This window comes from Fibrisoma montanum (assembly GCF_003583365.1).
Classification (GTDB): Bacteria; Bacteroidota; Bacteroidia; order Cytophagales; family Spirosomataceae; genus Fibrisoma; species Fibrisoma montanum.
In genome coordinates this window covers 21,059-47,204 of the sequence record NZ_QXED01000014.1, presented here as the reverse complement: position 1 = coordinate 47,204, position 26,146 = coordinate 21,059, and the positions used below count along the sequence as shown (strand labels likewise).

At 58.6% G+C, this 26,146-nt stretch carries 19 protein-coding genes; 11 read left to right on the top strand and 8 right to left on the bottom strand.

The annotated features are described in order from the left end of the window. Positions 1 to 7: 7 nt before the first annotated feature. A complete protein-coding gene (locus tag DYU11_RS30000) occupies positions 8 to 1,177 on the top strand; it encodes a M50 family metallopeptidase (RefSeq protein WP_119671443.1) in 1,170 nt (389 codons plus the stop codon). Here DYU11_RS30000 and DYU11_RS29995 read toward each other — a convergent pair. The 6 genes from DYU11_RS29995 to DYU11_RS29970 form a co-directional block, all read right to left on the bottom strand. Further along, entirely contained in the window at positions 1,133 to 2,413 is a 1,281-nt protein-coding gene (locus DYU11_RS29995; protein ID WP_119671442.1) for a glycosyltransferase family protein, read from the bottom strand. The genes DYU11_RS30000 and DYU11_RS29995 overlap by 45 nt on opposite strands. Beyond that, entirely contained in the window at positions 2,410 to 5,790 is a 3,381-nt protein-coding gene (gene porU2, locus DYU11_RS29990) for a putative type IX secretion system sortase PorU2 (RefSeq protein WP_119671441.1), read from the bottom strand. The genes DYU11_RS29995 and porU2 overlap by 4 nt, the downstream gene beginning before the upstream one ends. Positions 5,791 to 5,875: 85 nt before the next feature. Continuing rightward, entirely contained in the window at positions 5,876 to 7,147 is a 1,272-nt protein-coding gene (locus DYU11_RS29985) for a beta-1,2-mannosidase (protein ID WP_119671440.1), read from the bottom strand. Further along, positions 7,144 to 8,151, bottom strand: a complete 1,008-nt coding sequence (locus DYU11_RS29980) for a bifunctional heptose 7-phosphate kinase/heptose 1-phosphate adenyltransferase (RefSeq protein ID WP_119671439.1) — start codon at positions 8,149 to 8,151, stop codon at positions 7,144 to 7,146. Before DYU11_RS29980 ends, DYU11_RS29985 begins: the two co-directional genes overlap by 4 nt. A 100-nt stretch (positions 8,152 to 8,251) precedes the next feature. Next, a complete protein-coding gene (locus DYU11_RS29975) occupies positions 8,252 to 9,121 on the bottom strand; it encodes a tetratricopeptide repeat protein (RefSeq protein ID WP_119671438.1) in 870 nt (289 codons plus the stop codon). A 141-nt stretch (positions 9,122 to 9,262) separates the two neighbouring features. Next, positions 9,263 to 10,147 (bottom strand): alpha/beta hydrolase, encoded by an 885-nt coding sequence (locus tag DYU11_RS29970; protein WP_119671437.1) that lies wholly within the window; start codon positions 10,145 to 10,147, stop codon positions 9,263 to 9,265. 257 nt (positions 10,148 to 10,404) lie between these two features. Between DYU11_RS29970 and DYU11_RS29965 the strand changes: the two genes are divergently transcribed. The 6 genes from DYU11_RS29965 (at position 10,405) to DYU11_RS29940 (ending at position 18,223) form a co-directional block, all read left to right on the top strand. Further along, positions 10,405 to 10,809, top strand: a complete 405-nt coding sequence (locus DYU11_RS29965; RefSeq protein ID WP_119671436.1) for a PadR family transcriptional regulator — start codon at positions 10,405 to 10,407, stop codon at positions 10,807 to 10,809. Between the two features lie 15 nt (positions 10,810 to 10,824). Then, positions 10,825 to 13,350 (top strand): PspC domain-containing protein, encoded by a 2,526-nt coding sequence (locus DYU11_RS29960; RefSeq protein WP_119671435.1) that lies wholly within the window; start codon positions 10,825 to 10,827, stop codon positions 13,348 to 13,350. Between the two features lie 53 nt (positions 13,351 to 13,403). After that, positions 13,404 to 14,117 carry a head GIN domain-containing protein gene (locus DYU11_RS29955; RefSeq protein ID WP_119671434.1) on the top strand — a complete coding sequence of 238 codons (714 nt, stop codon included), beginning with the start codon at positions 13,404 to 13,406 and terminating at the stop codon, positions 14,115 to 14,117. Between the two features lie 192 nt (positions 14,118 to 14,309). Continuing rightward, a complete protein-coding gene (locus DYU11_RS29950) occupies positions 14,310 to 14,828 on the top strand; it encodes a (2Fe-2S)-binding protein (RefSeq protein WP_119671433.1) in 519 nt (172 codons plus the stop codon). Between the two features lie 38 nt (positions 14,829 to 14,866). After that, positions 14,867 to 15,916, top strand: coding sequence for an FAD binding domain-containing protein (locus DYU11_RS29945; protein WP_119671432.1), 1,050 nt, complete (start codon positions 14,867 to 14,869; stop codon positions 15,914 to 15,916). 75 nt (positions 15,917 to 15,991) lie between these two features. After that, entirely contained in the window at positions 15,992 to 18,223 is a 2,232-nt protein-coding gene (locus DYU11_RS29940) for a xanthine dehydrogenase family protein molybdopterin-binding subunit (RefSeq protein ID WP_119671431.1), read from the top strand. Between the two features lie 111 nt (positions 18,224 to 18,334). Here DYU11_RS29940 and uxaC read toward each other — a convergent pair whose 3' ends face one another. Together uxaC and uxuA are read right to left on the bottom strand one after the other, a co-directional pair. Next, positions 18,335 to 19,765 carry a glucuronate isomerase gene (gene uxaC / locus DYU11_RS29935; protein WP_119671430.1) on the bottom strand — a complete coding sequence of 477 codons (1,431 nt, stop codon included), beginning with the start codon at positions 19,763 to 19,765 and terminating at the stop codon, positions 18,335 to 18,337. Between the two features lie 217 nt (positions 19,766 to 19,982). Further along, positions 19,983 to 21,170 (bottom strand): mannonate dehydratase, encoded by a 1,188-nt coding sequence (gene uxuA / locus DYU11_RS29930; protein WP_119671429.1) that lies wholly within the window; start codon positions 21,168 to 21,170, stop codon positions 19,983 to 19,985. Positions 21,171 to 21,315: 145 nt separating this feature from the next. Here uxuA and DYU11_RS29925 point away from each other — a divergent pair, with 145 nt between their 5' ends. The 4 genes from DYU11_RS29925 (at position 21,316) to DYU11_RS29910 (ending at position 26,041) form a co-directional block, all read left to right on the top strand. Continuing rightward, positions 21,316 to 22,671: an MFS transporter gene (locus DYU11_RS29925; RefSeq protein ID WP_119671428.1), complete on the top strand. Its 1,356-nt coding sequence runs from the start codon at positions 21,316 to 21,318 to the stop codon at positions 22,669 to 22,671. 12 nt (positions 22,672 to 22,683) lie between these two features. Continuing rightward, positions 22,684 to 23,679 carry a sugar kinase gene (locus DYU11_RS29920; protein WP_119671427.1) on the top strand — a complete coding sequence of 332 codons (996 nt, stop codon included), beginning with the start codon at positions 22,684 to 22,686 and terminating at the stop codon, positions 23,677 to 23,679. A gap of 118 nt (positions 23,680 to 23,797) precedes the next feature. Then, a complete protein-coding gene (locus tag DYU11_RS29915) occupies positions 23,798 to 24,451 on the top strand; it encodes a bifunctional 4-hydroxy-2-oxoglutarate aldolase/2-dehydro-3-deoxy-phosphogluconate aldolase (protein WP_119671426.1) in 654 nt (217 codons plus the stop codon). Positions 24,452 to 24,484: 33 nt separating this feature from the next. Beyond that, positions 24,485 to 26,041, top strand: coding sequence for a tagaturonate reductase (locus DYU11_RS29910; protein WP_119671425.1), 1,557 nt, complete (start codon positions 24,485 to 24,487; stop codon positions 26,039 to 26,041). The last annotated feature ends 105 nt before the right edge of the window (positions 26,042 to 26,146 follow it).

The window sequence follows — 26,146 nt, the reverse complement described above, 5'->3', positions numbered from 1 at the left end:
AACATCCATGAAGAACAAAAAGAAAGTACTCCAGCTTCTTGCTGGCGGTCTGATCGGTGGCCTGGCCGGTTTTCTGTCCATGCGGCTGCTGCTGGCACTCATTCCCAAAGAAACGGCACAACTGCTTTTCGGCGCTCCTGCCGGGCCGGGCGAAGGAATCGCCAAGGCCATCTTCGGATTAGTCGGCGTATGGGGCGGCATTGCAGTTCACGAACTGGCGCACCTGTTGACGGGCCTGGCCCTTGGCTTCCGGTTTTACCTGTACGTGGCCGGTTTTCTGGGGGTTCGGCGAAACCCCACTACCGATCGGGTGGAATGGTACGTAAATCGCGACCCGAATATGTTTGGGGGACTGGCCGGTACAGTTCCAGTCCGGCAGGAAAGCCACCTGCGGCAGAAACTGGCGGCTATCTGCGCGGCTGGTCCGCTGGCCAGTCTGCTGACCGGTGCCCTGTCCATGGGACTCTCGTTTTATGTCATCAGCCGGTCAACCCTGGACTCGCCCCTGACGCGGGTTTTGCTGATGTTTGGTCTGGTGTTTGGCCTGATTTCGCTGTTACTTTTTCTGGCGACAACCGTTCCGAGCCGCACGGGGCCGTTTTTCACCGACCGGGCGCGGTTTTTTCGGCTGATAAGCGGAGGCCATGACGCGGAAGTTGAACAGGCGGTTCTGGAACTGATCGCCCACAGTCAGTCCGGCTTGCCCCATGCCGATCTGAACCTGAACCAGATTTCATTGCTCATTAATGAGCCGGAGCCGTTTTTCCGTTCCTACGCGCATGGCCTGGCCTACGCCCGGCACCTCGATCGCGGTGAGTGGGATGCCGCTTTTGAGCACATAGAAACGGCCAACGCTCTATCCGACGAACAACCCAGCACGTTCAAAAATGAAATCTGGAAAGACCTTGCTTTTGCGCAGGCTTTCATCCGTAACGACGCCGATGCGGCCCGGCAAACCTGGAATCGGATTCTTCCGGCTTTTCGTCAGCAAAAAACGGCGCATCTGTTTATGATTCAGGCCGCCATGGCCCTGGCTGATCGACAACCGGATCAGGCCCGTCAGTTTGCAGAGGAAGGCCTCAGCGTATTACCCGAGCCCCCGGTTAAAAGCGATGATAAATTATACAAAAAGCTACTGGTTCTGGTGCAGGAACGGGTTAATCCGCTGACTGTCTGAACTCATGCTCAAAGCGCTTCGTGTCGCGGTTACCTGCTCCCAGACCTGCCGCAGTTTCCGACTGCTGTCGATCTGGGGCAGTAGCTGCAAACCGGACGCGATCAGGATTGCAAGCCAGTAGGGCCGCAGAGTACGCTGCACGGCGGTAGGCTGCTCGCTGCACCACAACAGCCCCGCCGTCAGCAGGCAAAACGTACCGGGGGCCATCAGCCGAAGGTTTGGCCCCGCAAACGGACTAACGACGCGCAACGCAAACAGCACGAGGAAATAAGCGACACCGGTCCAGCCGGCTAGCCGACTTAGCCGCGAGGCATTCACAGCCGCAGGCCGCACCCGCCAGAACCGAATCAGCCCCACCCCTACCAGCACCGTTTGCAGCCCTACGCCAAGCCATACCAACGTAGTATCCTGGCCAGGAACAAGGTCGCGCAGCAACAGGCTTTCGTTGAGCAGCGACCGGATCAGTAACACGGCCAGCGGACCAGCCGGTTCGGTAGACACGAACCGCTCACCACCGAAGGCCGACCCCGACAACCGGTCGTTTATCCCGAAATAAGCCAGCATGCCGGCGAGGGTGACGAAAGAAATCACCACTAGCCGCGTAGCAGCGGCCCGATTCCCAGACAGCCCAGTCGTCTGGCGCATCCTGTTTGGCAACCGCCCATTCAACAGAGCAACCAGAAGCATCAGTCCGACCACGTAACCGCCGACGTAGCGGGTCAGGAACAGAGCCGTTGCCACCGCCCAGATACGCAAGCCACGCGCTACGTCGGGCCGTTCTGCAAATTGATGAAGTTGCCAGACCCATTCGGCCAGGAGTACCAGGAACACCGTTTCCGACCAGGTATAAGCCGCAATTCTGACAAACTGACCCAGCCACCAGACTGATACCAACCAGCTGGCCCGGTTGGCCCCCAGCCGCCGTGTCCATAGCCACCCCATGCCGCCGATGGCCAGTACGTTCACCAGTTTCGACGCTGCGAGTACCGACAACCCCGTGAGGCCCGATACGGCGGCAATCAGGGCGGAATAGCCGATCGGGAACGTACTGTTCCAGACCAACCGGCCATCACTGGCCATGACATACCCCTGTCCGGCCAGCAACCGGGCCGCCGACTGCAAATAATAACCGGAATCCGGACTGGTCAGATACCGGGCATCGAGTCGGACCAATAGAGTCAGCAGCGCCGACAGGCCAGCGAAACCGGCGAGGAGCGACAGGGCAGCGCGGCTCATCGGCTCAGCAGCAGACGGCCCTCTGTCAAAGCACCCGCAGCCGCTTTGGGCAAATCCTGCCCAGCAAGCCGATACACGTACACGCCGGCAGGCAAGCCGCTACCGGCATCCGATGTGCCGTCCCAGACCCATTCGTTCAGACCAATCCGGGCCGGATACCGTACCGTCCGGACAATCCGGCCGTTGAGGTCGCTGATCTGCACCGATACGTCGGCTGGAGGTACGGTACCGGTCAGGAGAAACGCGAACCGGGTGGTCTGCACAACCGGGTTCGGATAGACACTAACGGTTGCCAGTTCGGGATTGGTCCTGACGACAAAGTGAATCCGGTAGGGCGCTGCGCGGTTGCCGCTGAGATCATAGCCCGTCGCTTCGAAGGCGTACCGGCCATCCGGCAGGGGCAGTCCAGGTTGGTAGCTAAACCGAAAGGCATTGTCAGGACCGGCGGGCGTCCATCGAACCGTACCCCGCTGTAAACTCAGCCGCTCATACGGGCACGGCTCCGACGCGCACGGCCGTTGAAGATACAGCGCGAGGTCTGTCGTATCGGCCCGGATCAACCGCGGGTTTTCGTCCAGCAGCAGGACATCAATAACCGGCCGGGGCGATACAATATCGCCGTCGCCAATGCGTCGGCCGTCAAACGCGACCTCAATGAGCGGGGGCGTCTGGTCGACGGGAAACGGCAGATTCGTCAGCGGACCGGCCGTCGAAACTTCCGCAGTATTGTTCGTTTCGCTGCCCTCCGCAATCCGGTCGTCGGGGTCGAGCCGGACTTCCACGACCTGTTCGCCCGTAGCCCGGTCGTTGGGCAGCTTTACCTCCACGGTATCGGCATAGAAAGGTGTGGGGCGCGTAACCCGTTGTTCGCGCAGCAGTTGTCCGGCCGCACTGAACCGACGAATCCGGAGGGTCAACGGCTGGTTGGTCACACGCCCGTAGTTGACGATCACTACCCGCACGGTCATCGAATCGGAACGAATCGTCAGCGCATCACCCCGCGGGCCGGTCAGTGTCAGGCTCCGCGGTGCAATAGCCGGATCCGGTTTGGTCAACGGAAAGACGCTCACTGCCGGATCGCCCTGGAGAGTTACCTGTTCAGCGGTAGTGAGGGCATAAATGGATGCATCATCGGCCAGGTACCGCCGGATAGCCTCCCGTTGCAGCTGACCGATCGGCCGGGCTACGTAGCTGCTGTCGGCCAGAAGGCCGTATAGCTGGTCGGTATAGCTTTTCAGGGCAAACGGGAAGCCGTTGTAGGTATGCGCCATGAACAGAATCGCTCCGCGATCTGGCGTCAGTACCCAGTCGGTTCCGAACGTAGGGCGGCCAAAATAGAAGTTACCGGCCGCGCAGCCGTTGGCCAGCACAAACGGGTACCGGCCTTTATTGCGGTACCCCAGCCGGTCGTTGCTGGCGAAGCCGATGTCGAGGTCGGCCACGTCCAGACCCGAATGCCCGAACATGGAAATCATGCCAACGCCCCGATTGACCAAACCGGTAATATCTGCGGCTTCGGTGGGGTTGTCGGTCTGCTTGACAACGGTCGTGACCCGCGCGCCCACGTACTGGTTTTCCACGACAGCCTTAAAATCATCCACGAATGAGCGAAACGACCGGAGTTCATACGCATTCGTACCACCGCTCAGGTGCAGCACATCCTTCCGCCACAGGGCCGGCTCTGCCGTACGTTCGTGTTCAAGTACTTTGGCCAGGTAATCAATTACGTGCTGCGACCGGCCGGCATTCAGGCGACCAACGGCCATTGCCGGTACGTGAGCCGGCTCGCCGTTCAGCCCGGCTACCAGCGCCAGATCGGAGCCCGGCCAGCCGGCACTCGGTATCATGTCGAGCAGAGCGGCATTCGTATTTTTACGCACGCTCTGTGGGTCGCGCGACTGCCCGATCAGGAACAGAAACATGGGCCGGGCGTTATCAGATGACAGCATGTAATCAGCGAACCGCCGGATTGCCAGCGGGGTCCGTTCGCCGTAGCTGAACTGATCGAACAGGGCGTCGACGTTGACCGTCAACGTATCGTAACGGCCACCCGCGGCCGAAGCCCGGTAGCGGGCGTAGGTCTGCACGGGGTCGGGCTCATGGCCGGCCGGTTGCCGTAACGCCGGATGCGTCACAATCAGAAAGTTGTGTTTCGTCGGGTCGATGCGCCGGAACGTAACGGGTTTGATTGCCGGGACAGCCAAAGGCTGCGCCGTTGCCAGCAGTGACCGCGGGACCTGGCTGCTGCGAACCACGCCCTGCCAGCGATTGGTACGTAACTGCCCATCGATCCGTTCCACGGCATTCGGGTCGGTAATGTCGAACAGCCGGGTAGCCGCGCTAACGTTGGCCAGCTCCAGATACGAACGACTACCGGCATTTGGCCGTAGCTGCAGGTATTTTTCAGGCACCCCGCCGAGGTCCATCCGTTGCGGATAGCGTAGAATCAGGTACGACACGGACAATTCATCCCCCTCCCCGGTTGGTACAGCACTCAGCGTTACGGACCCCGCCGGGCTTAGGTCCGTCGGCTGTAGGTCAGCGCCAAAGCGAGTGGTATTGTAGTTCTCAAACGACTGGTCGCCCAGCGTTCGGGCGCCTGTTGTGGAGGCTCCGGCGGCATAGGCTACCTGATGCGGCTGGGCGTTACGTCCTACCACCAGAAAACTGACCCGCGGGCTCACGCCGATTGTCGTAACCAGGTTCGTCATTGTAAACACCTGATCGTAGCGGCCGCCCGTTTTCACCACCGGTCCGGTCCAGCCTTCGCCCACGTCGTACCCCGTCAGGATAGCGCCGTTGCCGTAGTCTGCGCCCATGGGGTAGATGTTTCCGGCCGGGTAGGTTTGCGTAAATACCCGCCGTTCTTCGGCCCAGTGATACGGCTCCGGCAACAACCCAGCGTACGTTGTATCGGCATACGCTGCCATGCGCTTACCGGGTTGCCCGTCGAACCGCCAGGTTAGGAAATAGGCCGTGGTGTCGCTGTATAGACTATAGTAGGGATGCGGCTGGGTACCGGGCTGATACAGCAGGGAGTCCATAGACCCATCGTTAGCCTGCCCATAAAACTCCAGGTAGTCCGTGGGATCAAAGCGGTGGTCGGTCTCCCCAACGACGAGAATCGCCTGCTCCACGCCCCGGTGGAACAACTGCACGGTAGATGGGTCAACGGTGTTTACCGGAACCCCCGCTTTTTGCAGCTCGGCCGGGCTGATGCGATACAGGCCGGTGCGGGCAACGGAAAGTTTATAGTACGTTTGCTGGTAGTTGATCCAACGGGTAGCATCGGGCGTGTTGCCGGGTGGTACTGGCTGCGCCGTCAAACGGCTAAGCAAAGCAGTCAGAAGAAAAAGAATCGTATAAGTACGGTGCATACGGTATAACAATGTGCGCTAAAAGTACACATTAGTTACACCGGCCATGTTAATTCACCATTAATCAACCAATTGGCACATCGCCTTACATTTCGGCCAGAATCAGATCCAGCCGCCGGATCGATTGGATCATTGAGCGTACGGTATGGTAGTTGATCTTCCAGGAATGACTCATGTGGGTCCAGATCGGTACGCCCTTACGGGTCATCAGCGGCCACCACTCCCCAACGGCGTGGTTGATCATTTTGTCGAACACAAAGCGGTGGACACATTCGTATGCCTCCAGGTACCAATCGAAGCCAGTGAGTCGGTACGCATCCAGAAAGCCGATCAGCGCTTCGGCATGCTGCCAGAACTCCTTTTCGCGGTCATACACCACTTCGTTGTGAGATCCCTCGACGAAAATCCCCCCAAACCCCCAGTCGACACCGTAGTTAGCGGCATGATTCAATGGCTTTGTCAGTTGTTCGCCGTACGTATCGTAGGGAATCTCCAGGATGTCAAGGGCGTGTATAAGCAGCCAGGCAAACTCGGCGTTGTGACCGTAACTGGTGTTGTCTTCGGCCGAGCGCTTCACGCCATCTTCCGTAAAGCGATCCCACCCCCAGATAATATCAAACTTGATCTGGGGCGCCACCCGCCAGTCGGCCCAGAACTGCGGCATCCCCGTACCAAAGTCCGGGTGTATGAACCGACGGAGCAGGAGATCAATGACTTCCAGTAGTTTCCGGCGGTGAATCGGCTGGCGGGTACACTCGTAGAGCGTTGTGAAGGCTTCCATCAGGTGCATGTGCGCATCGAGCGTCTTGCGGTCGCCCCCGGCCGGGCCCGGCCCTTTCAGCGTCCAGTCGCGGTGAAACATCTCGAAGTAGCCGCCGTGGGCCGTATCGACGGCGTATTTCTGCAACAGATCGAACACCTGCCGGGCGTAGTCGATGCCACGCGGATCGCCCGTGGCCAGGGTGTACTCGCTCAGGCAGTAGATGGCGAAGCTCTGGCCATACACGATCTTTTCATCGATCAGGACCTCCCCGGCGCGGTTGGTCATCCAGTAGAAGCCACCGTGTTCGGCGTCCCACATCCGGCTCAGCAGGTAGTCGACCCCGTGCCGGGCCAGGTCGGCCAGCGTGCCGTTGCCATACCCCGCGCGGTGGGCCGAAGCATAGGTATAAATGGAACGGGTCTGGGCAATGAGCGACTTTTCGTCTTCGCCCGAATCGTTGCCGTACTGATCAAAATGCGTAATGAATCCTCCGTGGGTCTGGTCAACGGTCCGGGCCGTCCAGAAGGGTAGCAGTTCTTCGGTCAGGTGGTGATAAAGTTCCTGCCGGCAGGTGTGTAGCTCTTCGGTAGTCATACGGAATAGGTGCGCTGAAGCGCCATGATTTCGGCGGGGGTAGCGGTGCCGGTCTGATGCAGTTTCCGAACGGTGACGGCCGCGGCCAGGTTGGCTATTTCGAGCGCCTGGGCGGGTGCCGCGCCGGCTCCGATACCGGCCGCAAACGCAGCCACGACCGTGTCTCCGGCTCCGACCGTATCAACCTCCCCGGTCAGGGGCAGGCCATCGATCCGGTACACATCACGCCCATCGAGAAATACGATGCCGTGTTCGCCCCGGGTAATCAGCAGTGGTCCCTGCAGTTGCCGACTGAGCAGATTCCCATGCTGTACGCACCAGTCCAGATCGGGCAGGCCCGGCAGCGGCACCCCCAGAAACCGCGCCAGTTCGGCAGTGTTCACTTTCAGGATAGCCCCCCGAATCTGCCGACCGACCTGACGCATATCAGCAACCACCCGCAGCTGAGCGTACCGGCCAATCAGGTCATTCAGCCGCAGTACGCGGTCTTCGGTCAACAGGGGATTGGGAAACTGCTGGTTGATGATCAGGACATCAAGCCCCGGCAAGGCCTGCTCCAGCCTGCGCAGCAGGTCAGCAAACAGCGTATCGGGCAGTTGGTTGTGCGTGCCGAAATCGACGCGGTTCAGTTCACGGTTTCCTCCCATCGGCTTGGTATACACGCAGGTATCCCAGCCATCGGTAACGGCCACCAGATGCTGCGTACGAACCCCCTGGTGTTCAAACAGCGACCGCATCTCCCGACCGTACAGGTCATCGCCGATGCAGCCTACTACGCTGATGTTCCGGATACCTAAAGCGGTCAGGTTCTGAACTACGTTACCTGCCGCCCCCAGCGACGACCGGGGCCGGCTTCCCCAGAAAACGACCTGCCCGGTTTCAATGGACCGCTCACCGGTTTCGGTGTTCAGCGAATAATACAGATCGAGCGCAAAATCACCGATGACGCCTACGTGCAGGGTTGCCATCCGGTCGAACAGGGCCGTAATGTCGGAACTTGTCATAGAAGCGGCCCACCCTCAGGCCATACTTGGTTAAGGCTTACTGGCCACAAAAGCGGAATCCGTCCGTTGTATACTATTGAGCCGGAAAGGACGTAACGAGTCAGGCGGTTTGGGCCCGTTTCAGTACGCTGCCGATCAGGCTCCCCGCGAACGTCAGCCCGATGGAGCCAAACAGGCTGAAGAGCTCTACCTCCCGGTGGGTGCTTTGGGGACTGGGACCAACGACGAGGTAATAGCCGGTCGTGATCAGCAGGGTCTGCAATACGGCCAGCAACCAGCCTTTGCGGGGTTCGGCGAACCCGATGCCCACGGCCGAACTGGCGGCCCACAGGTAGGGCCAGTGAATGACCGGGCTTCGTTTGATGATAGACAGCAGGATCAGACTCATCAGCACCACCAGGCCCGCGTTGAGGGCCAGCCGACGGTCGAAAAAGGCGCGTTTTCTGGCGGGAGTGGCATTGGCCCGGGCCTGGTTGTCCTGGCTGATCTGTTCGGCCCGGGCGAGGTCCTGATCAGCCTCCGTGGTTTCGCCAAGCTGCCGGCGGGTCATTCCCCGCCAGCGGTACGGTTCGGCTGTTTGGCCGTGCGCAAAAAAGATGGCCTTGTCAAAATCCTGAAAGGCGGCCTGGTAGGCTTGCTGCTCGTACTGAATCCGGCCGCTGTCGAGGTGCAGGTCCGACACGGTATCGTCGTAGCTCTTGCCCGCAGCCAGATCGTTCAGAGCCGCCTGAACATCGCCCAGCGCCCGGTAGCAGCGGGCCCGGTACAGATACGCCACGGCCGATTGAGGTTTTGCGGTGATGGCCTTGTCAAAATACGTCAGTGCTTTGGCGTATTCCTGGTTCTCATACATCGTAATGCCCTCACGCAGCCGGTCGGCTTCTTTTTCGGCATTTGTGCGCTGGTCAGCGTAATAGCGCAAATAGATCAGGTACCCAATGAAAGCGGATAACGTAAGGAGTTCCAGCATAAGCGTTGAGATCGACGGTCAGCGGCCCGGCATCCCGGACAGGCCAGTTCAAACAGACGATGCTCCGGACATATAACCATCAAAAGCCGCCTTTCTGTTTCCTGAACGATACCCGAAATCGGTTGGATTCGCCCTTCCCGGCTACGGTACCGTCACCTTATTGGCTTTTAACACCGAATTGAAAAAAAGTACCTGGTACGGCAGAGCGTTTTCCCAGTACGGCCACGTATGCGCGCCGGGGCGCTCGGTGTACTCGTGCGGAGTCTCGTTGTCCAGCAGCCGCCGGTGCAGATCGCGGTTGGTTTCAATGAGGAAATCGTCAACGCCAATGTCAAAAATCAAGGGCAGGCCGTTGGTTTTCAGGCGGTCGGCGAGCGTTACCATCGTATACCCCGGATAGGGCGTATCTCCCCCGGCCGGTGGCCCGAGCAGTTTGGCGAAATTGTCGGCCCGGGATTTGGCAAAGTCGGGTTCGACCTTCCAGGTAGCGGTGTTGATGTTCATGACGCCACTCATGCTTCCCGCAGCCGCGAACAGGTCCGGATGGCGACTGGCGATGAACATGGCTCCGTGCCCACCCATCGACAGCCCCGCGATGACGCGGCCCTTACGATCCCGGACGGTCCGGTACGTATCATCAATTTTAGCGATCAGTTCCTGCGAAATGAACGTCTCGAACTGGCTGCCCGGCACCAGCGGACTATCGAAATAGTAGCTGACCGGATCGCCATCGGGCGTCACGATAATCAGGTTGTACTGATCGGCCAGGCGGTGCAGCAGACGGGTATCGGCCGGTTTGGTCAGCCAGTCGCGGAAGCTTCCCGAGCCGCCGTGCAGCAGATACAGCACCGGAAACGGCTGAGCATCCCGTTTTCTGGCGTTCAGGTAGCGCTCGGGCAGCACGACAGCCGCCCGCAGGGTCCGGTTCATACGAGCACTCGGTACGTCGATCGTGTCGACCCGGGCCCCCAGCGCCTGCGACAGCAACTGGGCGGATAACCATACTGTTAAAAAAAGACGAAGCATTGACAAGGCAGATACGATTGACAACCAAGTGGTACGTTCCGAACGATACGGCCTGGCATCGGACAGTAAACATCTTATAAAAATACTAGCCGCTTATTTCTACCATTCATCCCGAAATTTTACCCATTCATACGTGAATTATAATAATTTTCATCAAGTACCTTGCATTGCAAAGTACCTTACAGTACCTTTGAACCATCAATCAATCAGTCGATGGCACTTAACCGTCATTTGATTATTTTAAACTCCGTAAACCAATGAATATAGAAAACGCCCAGGTGCAAATGCGGAAGGGAATTCTGGAGTTCTGCATTCTGCACATTATCTCCCGGGGCGAGGTGTATGCCTCCGACATGCTGGACGAGCTGACCTCGGCCCGGATCATGGTTGTGGAAGGCACCCTCTACCCGCTTTTAACCCGGCTGAAGAACGCCGGACTGCTGGATTACAAGTGGGTGGAGTCTACCTCCGGCCCACCGCGTAAATATTACCTGCTGACCGAACTCGGCCGCACCTCGCTGGACGCGCTGAATGAAACCTGGCAGGAGTTGTCTGATTCGGTCAACCACATCATCGGCCGGACCGAGCAGCACAAAAAGCCCGCCAATGGCGTAACCGCTGATCTACCAAATAATCCAACTGATTCCTCTACCAACGCTTAACCTACTCACATCGCCATGAAAAAAACCATCAGTATCAATATAAGTGGCACCATCTTCCATATTGAAGAGGACGGCTACGACAAACTGAAAAGTTATCTGTCGTCGGTACAGCAGTACTTTTCAACCTACGAAGACAGCCAGGAAATTGTTACCGATATTGAAAACCGGATCGCCGAAAAACTGCTGGCCAAGCTCAAAGCAGCCGACAAGCAGGCGGTTTCCCTCGAAGACGTGAACGAACTGATCGCGGCAATGGGTACCGTGGCCGACTTCGAAGCCGTTGAAGAGGAAGAGGTGCTGGTAACATCGGGCGGTCGCAACTCAGCCTACAACGAAGGGGCCGGTGCGGGCAGCAGAGGATTTACCAACTCCCAGAACCCGGGCGGCACACCGCCCCCCTACTCGACAACGACCCAGACCGGCCCGCGCCGGCTCGTCCGCGACCTGCGCCGGAAAACCCTCGGGGGTGTAGCCTCGGGACTGGCCTACTACTTCAACGTCGATGTGGTCTGGATCCGGTTGCTGTTCGTCGTGCTCTTCTTCGCGCTGCCGCCGTTCGGCGATGGTTTTGGCGCCAGCATTTCGGGCTTTACGCTGCTGGTATACATCGCCATGTGGATCGCCCTGCCCGGTACAACGCAGATTGAGGATGACAAATCCGTAAAGAAGTTTTTCCGAAATCCCGAAGATAAAGTGCTGGGTGGTGTGGCCTCGGGGCTGGCTGCGTATTTTGGCGTCGACACGGGCGTAATCCGGCTGCTGTTTGTGCTGGGTATCGTGTTCTTCGGCGTGGGCCTGATGGCGTATATCATTCTCTGGATTATTTCGCCCCAGGCCAATACGCTCACCGAAAAGATGGAAATGCAGGGTCGGCCCATTACGCTGTCGAACATTGAACACACCATCAAAAGTGGCCTGAACATCAACGAAAATCCGGCGCAGGAAAGCACACTGACCCGTATTCTGCTGTTTCCCTTCCGGGCCATCGCAACCGTTATCAGTGGGTTAGGCAGTGCACTCGGTCCTTTTCTGAACGGCATTGTCGCCGTAGTTCGGGTGCTGGCCGGGGTGTTGATGCTGTGCATTGCCTTCGCGTTCATGATTGCCAGCCTGGCTGTTCTGGGCGCGGTTATCGGCGTCGGTGCGGGCCTGCCGTTCAGCGACAGCGATTTCCCGGTTGAATTGTTCCGGCAGGACATTACTCTGCCCATGGTGCTGTCCGGGTTCCTGAGTGTATTCATTCCGGCCCTGGGGCTGGCGGTGCTGGGCCTGATGCTGATTTCCCGCCGTACGATGGTTAGCACCCGCACGGCGTTGACTGCGGCTGCCATCTGGTTCGTGAGCCTGATCATCCTGTCGGCGACCGTAACGCCCCTCGCCAATAGCTTCCGCCGGGAAGCTACGGTCGAAGAAACGAAGGTTCTGAACGTAGCGGGTACAACGCCTACATTTGCCATAAACGATGTCGACTGGTCGTCGCACGACCGGCCGTCGATCGAACTGCTGGGATACGAAGGCACGCAGCTGCAGCTGGTTCAGCGGTTTGAATCGCAGGGCCGCGACCGGGCCGATGCCCAGGCCAACGCCCGCCAGATTCAGTATAACGTAGTGACGAAGGACTCAACGGTTCGCTTCGACAATGATATCAGTCTGGCACCGAAGGCCCGCTTCCGGGGACAGGAACTGAATATGGACCTGATGATTCCGTACGAAAAACCGTTCCGCATGACCGCCGACTTTGCCCGGTTTATCCGCAACGAGTTTGGCCAAAAGGAAATCGATCGCATGACGTCCAGTCTGTGGAAATTCACGCGGAGCAGTGGGCTGGTCTGCATCAACTACCCCCGCGAACTGAACCGCAGCTACGACAGCGAAGACAACGACATAGAAGACATCAACAGTGACGTGCAGGAAGCCATTGAAAGCGAACTGGGCGACGATTTCAACTCGCTGGGCGATCAGACCCGCCAGTTCGACGTAAGCGGATTCTCAAAAGTCGACGTATCGGGCGCCTTTGTGGTCCGTTTCCGCAAGGGCGATCGCTACAAGGTCGTAGCCGATGGCCGCGAAGAAGACCTGGAAGACATCACGGTGAAGACTGAGGGCAATGTCCTGAAAGCCTTCATTGACCGCCGGGGACTTTTCAACTGGAAAGACCGGCAGCGCGTCGGCCTGACGATCACTACGCCGAACATCGAGGCCCTGACCATGTCGGGCGCGTCGAAAGCCAGTCTGGCCGATTTCGGACCGCTGAACAACCTGGATATTGATCTGAGCGGAGCCTGCCGGACGGTGTTCGACGGTGACGTTAAAACGCTGACTATCGGCTTGTCGGGGGCGTCCAACGCCGTGCTGCGCGGAACGGCCGACCGCCTGGAAGCCGATCTGAGTGGTGCCAGCAAAATCGAAGCGACGGGCCTCCGCGTGGGCAAAGCATCGGTCGAAGCCAGTGGCGCCAGCAACGCCGAACTAGGTCGGGTAGAGTCGCTGGATTCCGAAACCTCCGGTGCCAGCAAGGTTACCCGTCAGCAAGGTGAATAGTGAATGCAACGTTACCTGTTTTTATCTGTCCTTACTCAAACCTAATCAATCGTATGAAACGCAATCCGATCGCATCCCGTCTGGCTTTGTTTGCCGGCACCTTCCTGCTAACCCTGGCTTCCATAGCCGCCGTCGCGCAAGACGAAACCCGCACCTTTTCGCTTAGCAACTTCGATAAGGTGAGCCTGGGCAGCGCTTTCACCATCAGCGTCCGGCAGGGTAGCAACTACAGCGTGAAAGCATCCGGCCGCAAACAGGACATCGATGACCTGGAAGCGAACGTATCGGGCGGTACGCTGGTCGTTCGTTACCGGCAGAACATGCGCCGGAACAACCGCGAGCGGGTCAACATCGACGTAGTGATGCCGGCCCTGCGCGGGGCCGACCTGTCGGGAGCCAGTACGTCGACCATCACCGGCTTTCGCAAACAGGATGCGCTGGATCTAAGCGTTTCGGGCGCATCGACCTCAACCATCGACGTTGACGCCGACCGGCTGACGATGGACCTGTCGGGCGCGTCGAACGTAACGCTGAAGGGCCGCGCCGATAAAGTAAAAGGCGATGTATCGGGCGCTACCCGGCTCCGGGCGTATGACCTCAAAACGGAAACCGCTACGGTCGATGCGTCGGGAGCGAGCAGTGTGCAGATCAACGCGGCCAAAGAACTGACCGTTGAAGCCAGCGGAGCCAGCAGCGTTCGGTACAAAGGGGCGCCGTCGATCAGCAGCAATACGTCCGGTGCCAGTTCGGTCCGCCGGGATGGTTAATTCAAAACGGCCCTTCAGGCCAGGCAGCCTGATCTGGTAAACAACAATATACGTGATAAGCCGGAAGCCGCCCATGTGGGCGGCTTCCGGCGTTTATACCCTTACCGGCGATACCACCCGGGCCGGTTCACTAACTTCCCTGAACAACTCCACCCGTATTGGGTTCAGCCAGGTACTCAACGACCAAAATTTATGCAGACGACCTTGCCCGCTCCGACCGTTGAAAGCGCCCCTGTTCCTCTTCAACCCATTACGCTTACCGTCAACGGTACGTCCTATCAACTCAACCTGGCTCCGTGGACAACCCTGCTCGATGCCCTGCGCGAGTATGCCAACCTGACCGGCACTAAAAAAGGCTGCGATCACGGTCAGTGCGGGGCCTGTACGGTTCTCGTGAACGGCAAACGGATCAACGCCTGCCTGACATTGGCTGTCATGCACGACGATCATGCCATCACGACCATTGAAGGATTGGCTACGGACGGAGCTCTCCACCCCGTACAAAAGGCGTTCATTGACCATGACGCTTTTCAGTGTGGTTACTGCACCCCCGGTCAGATCTGCTCGGCCGTAGGGATGATCAACGAAGGTCAGGTCCGGACCGTTGCCGACGTTCGCGAACTGATGAGCGGTAATCTCTGCCGCTGCGGGGCCTACCCGCACATTGTCGATGCGATCTGCGACGTGATGCAACTGGATACCGGCAAGTAGCCGGTTTCAGCGTATGGTACACCTAAAACTCAGGAATCATGCACCCTTTTTCTTACGCCCGCCCCACCGAAGTGACGGAAGCAGTTCACGAGCTCGCCGGTCCGGCCAGGGCTAAATTCATCGCGGGAGGTACGAACCTCCTCGATCTGATGAAGGTCAATGTGGAACAGCCAAACCGGCTCATCGACATTAACCGGCTGCCGCTCAACACCATCGACGAACTGGACAACGGCGGTCTACGACTGGGCGCACTAGTCACCAACGCCGATACGGCCTATCACCCGCTGGTTGAACAACGGTATCCGCTGCTGTCGCAGGCGATCCTGTCGGCGGCTTCGGCTCAGTTGCGCAACATGGCCACCAACGGCGGCAACCTGTTTCAGCGGACGCGCTGCTATTACTTCTACGATACGGCCATGCCCTGCAACAAACGGCAGATGCATCACAGCGACCAGATAACCGGCACGGGACCAGCGGGCTGCGGAGCCCTGGGTGGCTACAACCGCATCCACGCCATTCTGGGCACCGAAGCGTCGGACGGTACGGTGCACTGCATTGCCACGCATCCATCGGACATGGCCGTGGCACTGACGGCGCTCGACGCTACGATTCACGTGACGGGTCCCAACGGCGACCGTACGGTACCTATCGGCAACCTGCACCGGCTCCCCGGCAGCGAACCCCAGTTTGACCATACGCTACGTCCGGACGAACTCGTTACGGCCATCGAGCTGCCGCCCCAGGGGTTTCCTGACCACTATACCTACCTCAAACTGCGTGATCGTTCCTCCTACGCGTTTGCGCTGGTGTCGGTCGCGGTGGGACTTGAAATGGACGGCGACGTCGTTACCAACGCCCGCCTGGCGCTGGGTGGAGTAGCGCACAAACCCTGGCGGAAACCCGAGGCCGAACAGTTGCTTATCGGCAGGACCGCCACCCGCGAACACTTTCAACCCGTGGCCGAAGCCCTGCTCGAAGGCGCCGTCGGCTACGGCCACAATACGTTTAAAATTGACCTCGCCAAACGCGCCATCGTTCGGGCGTTGGGTATGGCTATAAATAAGGAGAAAAGGGAGGAAGGGGAGTAAAGGGATGAAAGGACACGGTCTGGTTCCAATCCCCTTCATCCCCTTCCTCCTCTTCTCCCTTTTATCCCCCTTATTATGAAATACATCGGAGAACCCATCACCCGCGTCGACGGTCACGAGAAAGTGACGGGTCAGGCGAAATATGCCGCTGAGTTCAACGTACCGGATCTGGCCTACGGCGTGGTTGTGTCGAGTACGATTACCAAAGGCCGGATCATCCGCCTTGACACCAGCAGGGCACTGGCGGTCAACGGCGTCATCGCGGTTTTCACGCATGAAAATCGCCCCAAAACGGCCTGGTTCGACGTCAGCTACAAGGATCAGGACGCCCCTCCGGGCTCTCCCTTCCGGCCGCTGTACGACAACGAAATCAAGTACAACGGCCAGCCCGTCGCGCTGGTGGTCGCCGAAACCTTCGAGCTGGCCCGGTACGCGGCCATGCTGGTGGATGTAGCGTATGAAGCTACGCCCTGCGATACCGATCTGCTGAAGCACCTCGATGCGGTTCGCGACCCGAATCCGGGGGTGATGAACATCTTCAAACCGCTGCCGCCCAAGCCGCGTGGGGATGCCGATCAGGCCTTTGCCGAAGCCCCCGTGCAGCAGTCGGCGCAGTACATTCACGGCATGCAGCACCATAATCCAATGGAAATGTTTGCCAGTACGGTCGAATACGGCAAAAACGGGTTTCTGACCATCTACGACAAAACGCAGGGCGTGACCAACAGCCTGCTGTACGTCACGCAGGCCTTCAACATTCCCTTCAACCAGGTTCGGGTGGTATCACCCTACGTCGGGGGCGCGTTTGGTTCGGGACTGCGGCCGCAATATCAGTTGTTTCTGGCGGTGATGGCCGCCCGCGACCTGAAGCGCTCGGTACGGGTATCGCTCACCCGGCAGCAGATGTGGAGCTTCGGCCACCGACCCGCTACGGTTCAGAACGTTCGACTCGGCGCACGACCCGACGGGACGCTGACATCCATCACGCACGAGGCCATGGCCGCTACGTCGCAGTTTGAGGACTACATGGAAACGGTTGTTAACTGGACCGGTAAACTTTATCCGTCCGAAAACGCCACCCTCCGCTACAAGATAAAATCGCTGGATCTGTATACGCCCCTCGATATGCGGGCACCGGGTGGCGTCACCGGCCTTCATGCCATTGAAAGCGCCGTCGATGAGCTGGCCTATAAGCTAGGCATGGACCCGCTGGACTTCCGGCTTAAAAACTACACCGAGCGCGACTGGACGGAGAAAGACAAACCGTTTTCGAGCAAGGAACTGCGCGAATGTTTCCGGCAGGGAGCCGAACGGTTTGGCTGGGCAACGCGCAACCCCGAGCCCCGGTCGATGCAGCGGGGGCATAATCTGATCGGCTGGGGCATGGCCACGGGGATATGGGATGCGGCTCAGGTGCCGGCCCGCGCCGAAGCCACCCTGACCGTCAACGGTAAACTACGGGTTCGGAGCGCCACGGCCGACATCGGCACCGGTACGTACACGATCATGACGCAGATTGCCGCCGATACGCTCGGGATGCCGATCGACGATGTGGTTTTCCGCCTGGGCGATACGACCATGCCCCCGGCTCCCATTCAAGGCGGATCGTGGACAGCCTCAACGGTCGGTTCGGCCGTAAAATCGGCTTGTGACGCCTTAGCCAAAACCCTCTTCCGGATGGCTAAGCGGCTCCCCAAATCACCGTTTGTCGGGGTTGGCTTCGACGATGTGCAGTTCATCGACGGGGCAATTCAGCTACGACAAAATCCGTCGAAACGGGTATCACTGCTGGAAGTGGTCAGCCGGAACAGAGGCCGGGCCGTCACCGAAACGGCTACGTCCATTCCCAACCTCATCAAACATAACAGCCATTCGCGCAATGCCCATGCAGCCGCGTTTGTGGAGGTGCAGGTCGATGAGGAGTTCGGAACCGTACACGTAACCCGGGCCGTTACGGCGGTTGCGGCCGGTCGGATTCTAAATCCCCGCACCGCTCGCAGCCAGATTATCGGCGGGATGGTCTGGGGCATCAGCCATGCCCTGCAGGAAGAAAGCGTGATGGATCACCGCTACGGCCGGTTTATGAACCACGATCTGGCTGAGTACCACATTCCGGTCTGCGCCGACATTCACGACCTCGATGTCGTCTTTGTGGAAGAAAATGATACGATCGTCAATCCGCTCGGGGTGAAGGGTGTAGGCGAAATCGGCCTGGTGGCCATGCCCGCGGCCATTGCGAACGCGATCTTCCACGCCACCGGCAAGCGCATCTATGACCTGCCGATCCAGTTGGATAAGGTGATGTAATTTGTGGTTATTAGAACGCAGATTTTCAGGATACTTATGATTGATTATGATATGTAAAATCATAGTTAATCATAAGCATCCTGAAAATCTGCGTGCCATTTTTCATTCTCATTAAAATCCGAAATACCGCTCGGCGTTGTTGTAGCAGACATCCTGTACGATCTGGCCAATCCACTCGACATCATTCGGCAGTTCGCCGTTCTCGACGTCGTTGCCGAAGAGGTTGCACAGAATCCGGCGGAAGTACTCGTGGCGACTGTAGGACAGAAAGCTCCGGGAGTCGGTCAGCATCCCGACGAACGCGCTGAGCAATCCCATGTTCGAGAGGGCGTTCATCTGCTTTTCCATGCCGTCTTTCTGATCGAGGAACCACCAGCCCGACCCAAACTGCACCTTGCCACGAACCGACCCGTCGTTGAAGTTACCGATCATGGTCGCCATCACTTCATTGTCGGCGGGGTTGAGGTTGTACAGAATCGTTTTGGCCAGCTTGTCGCGGTCATCCAGATCGCCCAGAAATCTGGCCGTGGCCGACGCATGGCGAAAATCGCCGATGCTGTCCCAGCCCGTATCGGGTCCCAGTTGGCGCAGCATCCGGCGGTTGTTATTCCGCAGCGCCCCCAGGTGAAACTGCTGCGTCCAGCCCTTCTCCCAGTCCCACTCGGCAAACTGCTGGAGCATGAACGACTTGAATTTAGCTACGTCGGACGGGCTCAGCAGGTCGATGTCGCCGGGCCAGTGGTGCATCAGGTTGTTGAACGTCACCCGGATCTCGCGGTCGAGGTACGGCTCTGCGTAGATCGTTTCCAGGCCGTGGTCAGACAGCCGGCAGCCCATCTCGGCAAAGTAGTCATGGCGGGCTTTCAGCGCATCCAGAAACTCGGCCAGCGTCCGGATTTCGACGTTGACCGTTTCGCCCAGTTTCTGAACGTAGGCCCGGAACGCAGCCGGATTTTCGGCGGCCATGGCCTTATCGGGCCGGAACGTCGGAAGAACTTTTATCCCAAATCCGCTCTCCGAGATAGCCCGGTGGTAGTCGAGCGAATCGGTCGGGTCGTCGGTGGTGCAGACCACCCGCACGTCGAAATGACGAAGCAGCGCCCGCGTCGTAAACTGGCTTTGCAGTTGTTCGGTGCAGGTTTCGTAAATCGTCCGGGCGGTCCGGGCCGTCAGAATTTCCTCCACCCTGAACGGATTTTTTAACTCCATGTGTGTCCAGTGGTAGAGCGGGTTCCGCAGGGTGTACGGCACGGTTTCAGCCCACTTTTCAAACTTCTCGTAGTCGCTCACGTCGCCGGTGATAAACGGCTCCGGTACCCCGTTGGTACGCATGGCCCGCCACTTGTAGTGGTCGCCATAAAGCCAGATCTGGGTCAGGTTCTCGAAGCGTTTATCGGCTGCAATCTGATCAGGCGGCAGATGGCAGTGATAATCGATGATAGGCATCGGGCGGGCGAAGTCGTGATAAAGCCGCCGGGCCGTTTCGGTCTGAAGCAGGAAGTCGTCGGTAAGAAAAGCCTTGGGGCCGGTCAATGTTTCCATACTTGTATAAAGCAAAAGCCGGGCTGTTTCTCCCGGCTTTCTTTATTTTTTCGGTGAAGCAATCAGTTCATCCGGCCTAAACCGGCAGTCAGACAACACGTCAACCGGCTGGCTCCAGTCCCGGATAACCCAAGGAGCCGGCCGTTTCGGTTTGTCGGTAACTTCCATAACTCCCCCCGTTTGCTGGCAAGATAACAGATCATCCCGGCTTCTTGTCTTAAAGGCCACTGCGGACAATGCCCAGCATCAACCCCCGCAGCTCAGCCAGGCCGCGCAGCCGCCCGATGGCTGTATACCCCGGATTGATTCGCTTGGACGAGCGCAGATCATCCAGCATTCGATGGCCGTGATCCGGACGGAACGGCATTCGCAGGTCCTCTCTCCCTGCTCCTTTTCTCCGTTCCTGCTCCAGCAACAGCGCCCGCATGACGCCGAACATATCGACATCACCGTCGAGGTGATTGGCTTCGTGGAAACTGCCGTCGGCATGGCGTTGGGTACTGCGCAGGTGAATGAAGTGAATCTTCGGGCCCAGTCGCTCGACCATCCCGACCAGGTCATTATCGGGCCGGACACCGTACGAGCCCGTGCAGAAACAAATTCCATTCGCCGGCGAATCGGCCGCGGCCAGCAGCGCCCGGGCATCCGCTTCGGTGCTGACTACCCGGGGCAGCCCCAGAATCGGGTACGGAGGGTCATCCGGGTGAATCGACAGCCGGACACCTGCCGATTCGGCAACCGGCACAATCTCGCGCAGAAACGCGTACAGATTCTGCCGAAGGTCCCGGTCGCTGATGTCCTTGTACGCACCCAGTGCATCCTGAAACTGCTCGACCGTGTAGCTTTCTTCCGAACCGGGCAGGCCCGCGATGATCGTACGGGTCAGACGCCGGGCCTGGGTTTCGTCCAGCCCCTCAAACACCTGCTGCGCCCGGCGTTTCTGCTCGTCGGTGTAGTGATATTCAGCCCCCGGCCGCCGAAGTACGAACAGCTCAAACGCGGCAAACTCAGCCGCATCAAACCGCAGCCCTGTCGACCCATCGGGCATGGGACAGTCCAGATCGGTACGGGTCCAGTCGAGCACGGGCATAAAATTGTAGCAAACCGTATCGATGCCGCACTGAGCCAGGTTTGCAATCGACTCTTTGTAATTCTCGATGCACTGCCGGAAATTACCGCTGCGGGTCTTGATGGCTTCGTTAACCGGAATGCTTTCGACCACCGACCAGGTCAGCCCCGCCTGCTCGATGTACGCCTTCCGTTCGCGGATGTCATCAATAGGCCATACCTCGCCGTTCGGAATATGGTGGAGCGCCGTTACGACGCCGGTAGCGCCGGCCTGTCGGACGTCGCTGAGGGTTACGGGGTCGGTTGGACCGAACCACCGCCAGGTTTGCTCAAGCATAGTTATCTGGTCAGAACACGGCCTGACCCGCTGTTGGAAAGGTGAAGACCGGAGAACGGCTACCCCTCTGGTAGCAACGTAATCACGATTTTTTGAGTAAAAAGGCACGTAACGCGTCCTTTCTAATAAAAAATCGCAAATAGTTTTGCAGAACTCAACTACTTCCGGCCGCTTTCGCTGGCGAATTGTTGCGCTGCTATTCCTCGCCACGACCATTAACTACGTGGACCGGCAGGTGCTGTCGTTCACGATGACCGACGAGTTGTTTCGCAAAGAGATGCTTGATCTGGCCCCCAACCAGACGCTTTCCAAAGAAGCCACCGATCGGTTTAAAGTACTGTACGGCGACGTGGATGCTGCGTTCAAATTTGCCTACGCGATCGGATTCCTGATTGTCGGCTGGCTGATTGACCGGATCGGTACCCGACGCGGCTTTTCGCTGGGTATTATCATCTGGAGTATCGCGGCCGTGCTGACTACGTTTGTGCAAAACATGAGCGGCCTGCGGTGGGCCCGCACCCTGCTGGGACTCGGCGAAGCCGCTAACTTCCCTTCATCGATCAAAACCGTTTCGGAGTGGTTTCCCCGGCGCGAACGCTCCTTTGCCAACGGCCTGTTCAACGCCGGCGCGAACGTCGGGATCATCCTCACGGCCATTGCCGTACCATACCTGATCCTGCATTTTGGCTGGCGAAGTTCGTTCTTTGTCACGGGCATCCTTGGCTTTGGCCTGCTGGCACTCTGGTGGTTTACCTACAGCAAACCCGAACGGAACAAACAGGTTTCGGCCGAAGAACTGGCCTACATCCGCAGCGACCAGGAGAACGAACCGGCGCTGAAAGTATCGTGGGGCCGTTTGCTGGGCTATAAACAGACGTGGGCCTTCGCCGTGGGCAAGTTCATGGCCGACCCCATCTGGTGGTTCTATATGTCGTGGCTCCCCGATTTTTTCAATTCCAACGACGCCCTCGATCAGAAGCTCGACCTCAAGAGTTTTGGCATTCCGTTCCTGATTATTTACGTAGTTTCCGATGCGGGCAGCGTATTCTTCGGCTGGCTCAGCACCCGGTTTATGGAACGGGGCTGGACGGCCAACCGCGCCCGCAAAACGACCATGCTCATCTGCGCCCTGTGCGTCGTGCCGATTTTCTTTGCCGCCCAGACCAGCAGTCTGACCGTTGCTATTGCCCTGATTGCCCTGGCTACGGCCGCGCACCAGGGCTGGTCGGCGAACATGTATACCTTTGCCTCCGATCTGTTCCCGAAGAACGTAGTGGCCTCCGTAACCGGTATTGGCGGTATGTTCGGGGCAGTGGGCGGCATTTTGTTGGCTCTGCTGGCCGGACGGATCATTACCAGTTTTGGCTATCTGCCCATGTTTATCATTTCCAGTTGCGCCTACCTGATCGCGTTGATCATCATTCATCTGGTTTTGCCGCGGCTGGAACCGGTGCGGGTAGAAGAGCTGGTAGGCGAACTGACCGTTAGTGCGAAACCGTAACATCTTTACTCATTGAAGAAAATTATTACGTTCGGAGAAGTTATGCTCCGACTCAGTCCGCCGGGTGTTGGGCGGTTTGCTCAGACCGATACGCTTGAGATGCACTTTGGCGGCACCGAAGCCAACGTAGCCGTATCGCTCGCGCAGTTCGGCTGCCACACGGCGCACGTCACCTGCTTTCCGGATCATCCGCTTGGCCGCACCGCCACCAGCTACCTGCGCCGATACGGCGTTGATACCCAATACATCCAATACGCCCCCGGACGCCTGGGACTTTATTTCCTGGAAACGGGAGCCGGCAGCCGCGCCAGTCAGATCGTGTATGACCGGACCGGGTCCGTTTTCACCCAGATTCAGCCGGATGCCGTCGAGTGGGAAACCGTACTGGCCGGCGCCGACTGGTTCCACTGGACCGGCATAACCCCGGCGCTGTCGCAGGGCGCTGCCGACTGCCTGCTGAATGCCATCCAGACGGCCAACCGGCTGAAGGTTCCGGTGTCGGGCGACCCGGTGTACCGCAGTAATCTATGGCAGTATGGCCGTCGGCCGCAGGACGTACTACCTGCCCTGACGGAAGGCTGTACGCTGGTACTTGGCAACCCCGGCCTGTTCAATCACCTGTACGGCATTACCGAAACTGATATTGAAGCCTCGGCACGGGCGCTGCAACGGCAGTTTCCGCAGGTCCGCTACGTAACGGATACCAGCCGGGAGCAGTTGAGTGCGTCGCACAACCGGCTTTCCGCCTGGCTGTTCGACGGGGAGCACACGTACCAGTCGCCTACCCACGACATTCAGCCTATTGTGGACCGGATCGGCACGGGCGACGCCTACATGGCCGGCTTGATTTATGGCCTGCTGGCCTTTGATGACCTGCAGCGGGCGGTCGATTTCGGAGCCGCTGCGTCGGCGCTGAAACACACCATTCCCGGCGACGCCAGCCTGGCCACCGTAGACGAAGTTGAAACCCTTGCCCGGGGGGATAGCTCGGGAAAATTGAAAAGGTGAAAATGAGTGTGGGGTTTGTGGTTCGTGGTTTGTAGTTTGTTGTTAGCTGGCCTGAGCCACAACTACGAACTACAAACCACGAACGACAAACCCCACCCCACAAACCACGAACCAAAAAATGGATCGATTAACTGTATACCAAACCATCCGTCAGGTGCCGCTGGTGCCGGTGTTCTACCATGCCGATGCCGAAACCGCGGCCGGGGTGGTGGCGGCCTGCTACCGGGGGGGCGTCCGGGCGTTTGAGTTCACGAACCGGGGGAGTTTCGCCCACGAGTCATTTGCCGAGCTGCGCCGGCTGTGTACCCGGGAGTTTCCGGATCTGGCGCTGGGCGCTGGCACGATCGTGGATGCACCAACGGCCGCGTTATACCTCCAGATGGGTGCCGACTTTATCGTTGGACCGTCGTTCAGTGAGGAAGTGGCCCGCATCTGCAATCGGCGGAAGGTAGCCTATATGCCGGGCTGCGCAACGCTGACCGAAGTGACCACCGCCTACGAGTTTGGCGTTGAGATCGTAAAACTATTCCCCGGCGAGGTGCTGGGCCCCGGTTTTGTCAAGGCGCTGCGGGGGCCGCTCCCGTGGGTAAGCGCTATGGTAACGGGGGGCGTCGAGCCAACCCGGGACAATCTCTCGCGGTGGTTCGGGGCCGGCGTGGTGGCCGTGGGCATGGGTTCGCATCTTTTTCCAAAAGATGTACTCGCAAATCGGAATTTTGACACGATAGAACACACAGTTCGGGACGTTGTTCGTATACTTGCTGAATTATAGTTTACGTCCGGAAACGGCTTTTTTAACACGACAATGACACCTGCCGATCAACCTTCGCAGACAGCTTCCTCTCCGACTATGGCGCAACTGAACCGCACTATCCACCCGGCCCCCGAATACCCGGAAAAAATCCTGCAATTCGGCACCGGGGTTCTGCTCCGTGGACTTCCAGACTACCTGGTACAGAAAGCCAACGCCGAAGGCCGGTTCAATGGCTCGATTGTCGTGGTTAAATCGACGGACTCGCAAACGGATGAGTTTGCCAGACAGGATAACCTCTACACGGTTGTTGTGCGGGGGATTCAGCAGGGGCAGGACGTAGCGGAAACTACGGTCGTATCGGTCGTTAGCCGCGTCCTGGCGGCCCAGACGCAGTGGCAGCAGATTCTGACCATTGCCCGCAATCCAAACCTCCAGATTATTATTTCCAATACGACCGAGGTTGGCCTCGACTACGTGGAGGAAAGCATTTTCCAGAACCCACCCCAGTCGTTCCCCGGCAAGCTGACGGCGTTTCTCTACGAGCGTTTTCGGAGCGTCGGCGGGGCCAAAGGTAAAGGACTGGTTGTGATTCCCACCGAACTGGTCACCGACAACGGCCTGAAACTACGCGGGGCCGTCGAAAAGCTGGCGCAGTTCAACGAGTTGGGTAAGCTGTTTACCAAGTGGCTGAAGTTCCACGTCCGGTTCTGCAACTCGCTCGTCGACCGGATCGTGACCCGCCCGGCCGATGCCGAAGCGCAGCAGAAGCTGCAGCAGGAACTCGGCTACGAAGACGAGCTGCTGACCCTGACCGAACCGTATCACCTCTGGGCCATCGAGGGCGACGACCGGGTGAAGCAGACGCTTACATTTGTTGATCCGGCTTCGCCGGCCATCATTATCGATGAAGATATCCTGTTCTACCGCGAGCGTAAACTGCGGGTCCTGAACGGCACGCACACCTTTGCAACCCCGATGGGCTACCTGCTCGGTCTGGAAACCGTAGCCGACGAGATGCAGCACCCAATCATGAGCCGGTTCGTTGAGCGGCTCATGCTGGAGGAGATCGTGCCGACGGTTCCGGCCTACGAAACACCGGGTATGGACAAAGCGGCCATCAGACAGTTTGCCAATGATGTGCTCGACCGCTTCCGGAACCCGCACCTCGACCACCTGCTGCTGAACATCTCGCTTCAGCAGTCGGCCAAAATGCAGGCCCGCAACGTAGCGACGCTGCAACGGTACTACGAGCAGTTCAAAGCGGCTCCACCTTTCATGGCGCTGGGCTTCGCGGCCTACCTGCTGTTCATGAAAGGGGTTCGGGAGGAGGGCGGTCGCTACGTCGGGGAGATCGCGACCGGCGGTGGCGTTATCACCTACCCCATCCGCGACGAAAAGGCGAAATACTTCTACGACCGGTGGCAGTCGGTAACTCCAACGGATACCGCAACGGTTCGTCAGTTGGTCGTATCCGTTTGTGCCGACAACGAGCTCTGGGGCATTGACCTGAGTGTGCTGCCCGACTTTGTTGACCGGGTAACCGAACAGCTCGGCAGTCTGCTGACCGAGGGCGTTGAGCCGACGCTTGCCAAAGCGGTGCAGTCGTAACCGACTGGTTCTACGACGATGTAAAGAGCCAAGGGCCTCATCAAAATCGGCTGACACTTAGCTACCTAAGCTTAATACACCGCAAATGGCTTAAAATAGGCGGAG

Bases quoted from the DNA above. Each gene is read 5' to 3' on its own strand.
- DYU11_RS30000 (WP_119671443.1), top strand. From the start codon at position 8: ATGAAGAACAAAAAGAAAGTACTCCAGCTTCTTGCTGGCGGTCTGATC.
- DYU11_RS29995 (WP_119671442.1), bottom strand. From the start codon at position 2,413: ATGAGCCGCGCTGCCCTGTCGCTCCTCGCCGGTTTCGCTGGCCTGTCG.
- porU2 (WP_119671441.1), bottom strand. From the start codon at position 5,790: ATGCACCGTACTTATACGATTCTTTTTCTTCTGACTGCTTTGCTTAGC.
- DYU11_RS29985 (WP_119671440.1), bottom strand. From the start codon at position 7,147: ATGACTACCGAAGAGCTACACACCTGCCGGCAGGAACTTTATCACCAC.
- DYU11_RS29980 (WP_119671439.1), bottom strand. From the start codon at position 8,151: ATGACAAGTTCCGACATTACGGCCCTGTTCGACCGGATGGCAACCCTG.
- DYU11_RS29975 (WP_119671438.1), bottom strand. From the start codon at position 9,121: ATGCTGGAACTCCTTACGTTATCCGCTTTCATTGGGTACCTGATCTAT.
- DYU11_RS29970 (WP_119671437.1), bottom strand. From the start codon at position 10,147: ATGCTTCGTCTTTTTTTAACAGTATGGTTATCCGCCCAGTTGCTGTCG.
- DYU11_RS29965 (WP_119671436.1), top strand. From the start codon at position 10,405: ATGAATATAGAAAACGCCCAGGTGCAAATGCGGAAGGGAATTCTGGAG.
- DYU11_RS29960 (WP_119671435.1), top strand. From the start codon at position 10,825: ATGAAAAAAACCATCAGTATCAATATAAGTGGCACCATCTTCCATATT.
- DYU11_RS29955 (WP_119671434.1), top strand. From the start codon at position 13,404: ATGAAACGCAATCCGATCGCATCCCGTCTGGCTTTGTTTGCCGGCACC.
- DYU11_RS29950 (WP_119671433.1), top strand. From the start codon at position 14,310: ATGCAGACGACCTTGCCCGCTCCGACCGTTGAAAGCGCCCCTGTTCCT.
- DYU11_RS29945 (WP_119671432.1), top strand. From the start codon at position 14,867: ATGCACCCTTTTTCTTACGCCCGCCCCACCGAAGTGACGGAAGCAGTT.
- DYU11_RS29940 (WP_119671431.1), top strand. From the start codon at position 15,992: ATGAAATACATCGGAGAACCCATCACCCGCGTCGACGGTCACGAGAAA.
- uxaC (WP_119671430.1), bottom strand. From the start codon at position 19,765: ATGGAAACATTGACCGGCCCCAAGGCTTTTCTTACCGACGACTTCCTG.
- uxuA (WP_119671429.1), bottom strand. From the start codon at position 21,170: ATGCTTGAGCAAACCTGGCGGTGGTTCGGTCCAACCGACCCCGTAACC.
- DYU11_RS29915 (WP_119671426.1), top strand. From the start codon at position 23,798: ATGGATCGATTAACTGTATACCAAACCATCCGTCAGGTGCCGCTGGTG.
- DYU11_RS29910 (WP_119671425.1), top strand. From the start codon at position 24,485: ATGACACCTGCCGATCAACCTTCGCAGACAGCTTCCTCTCCGACTATG.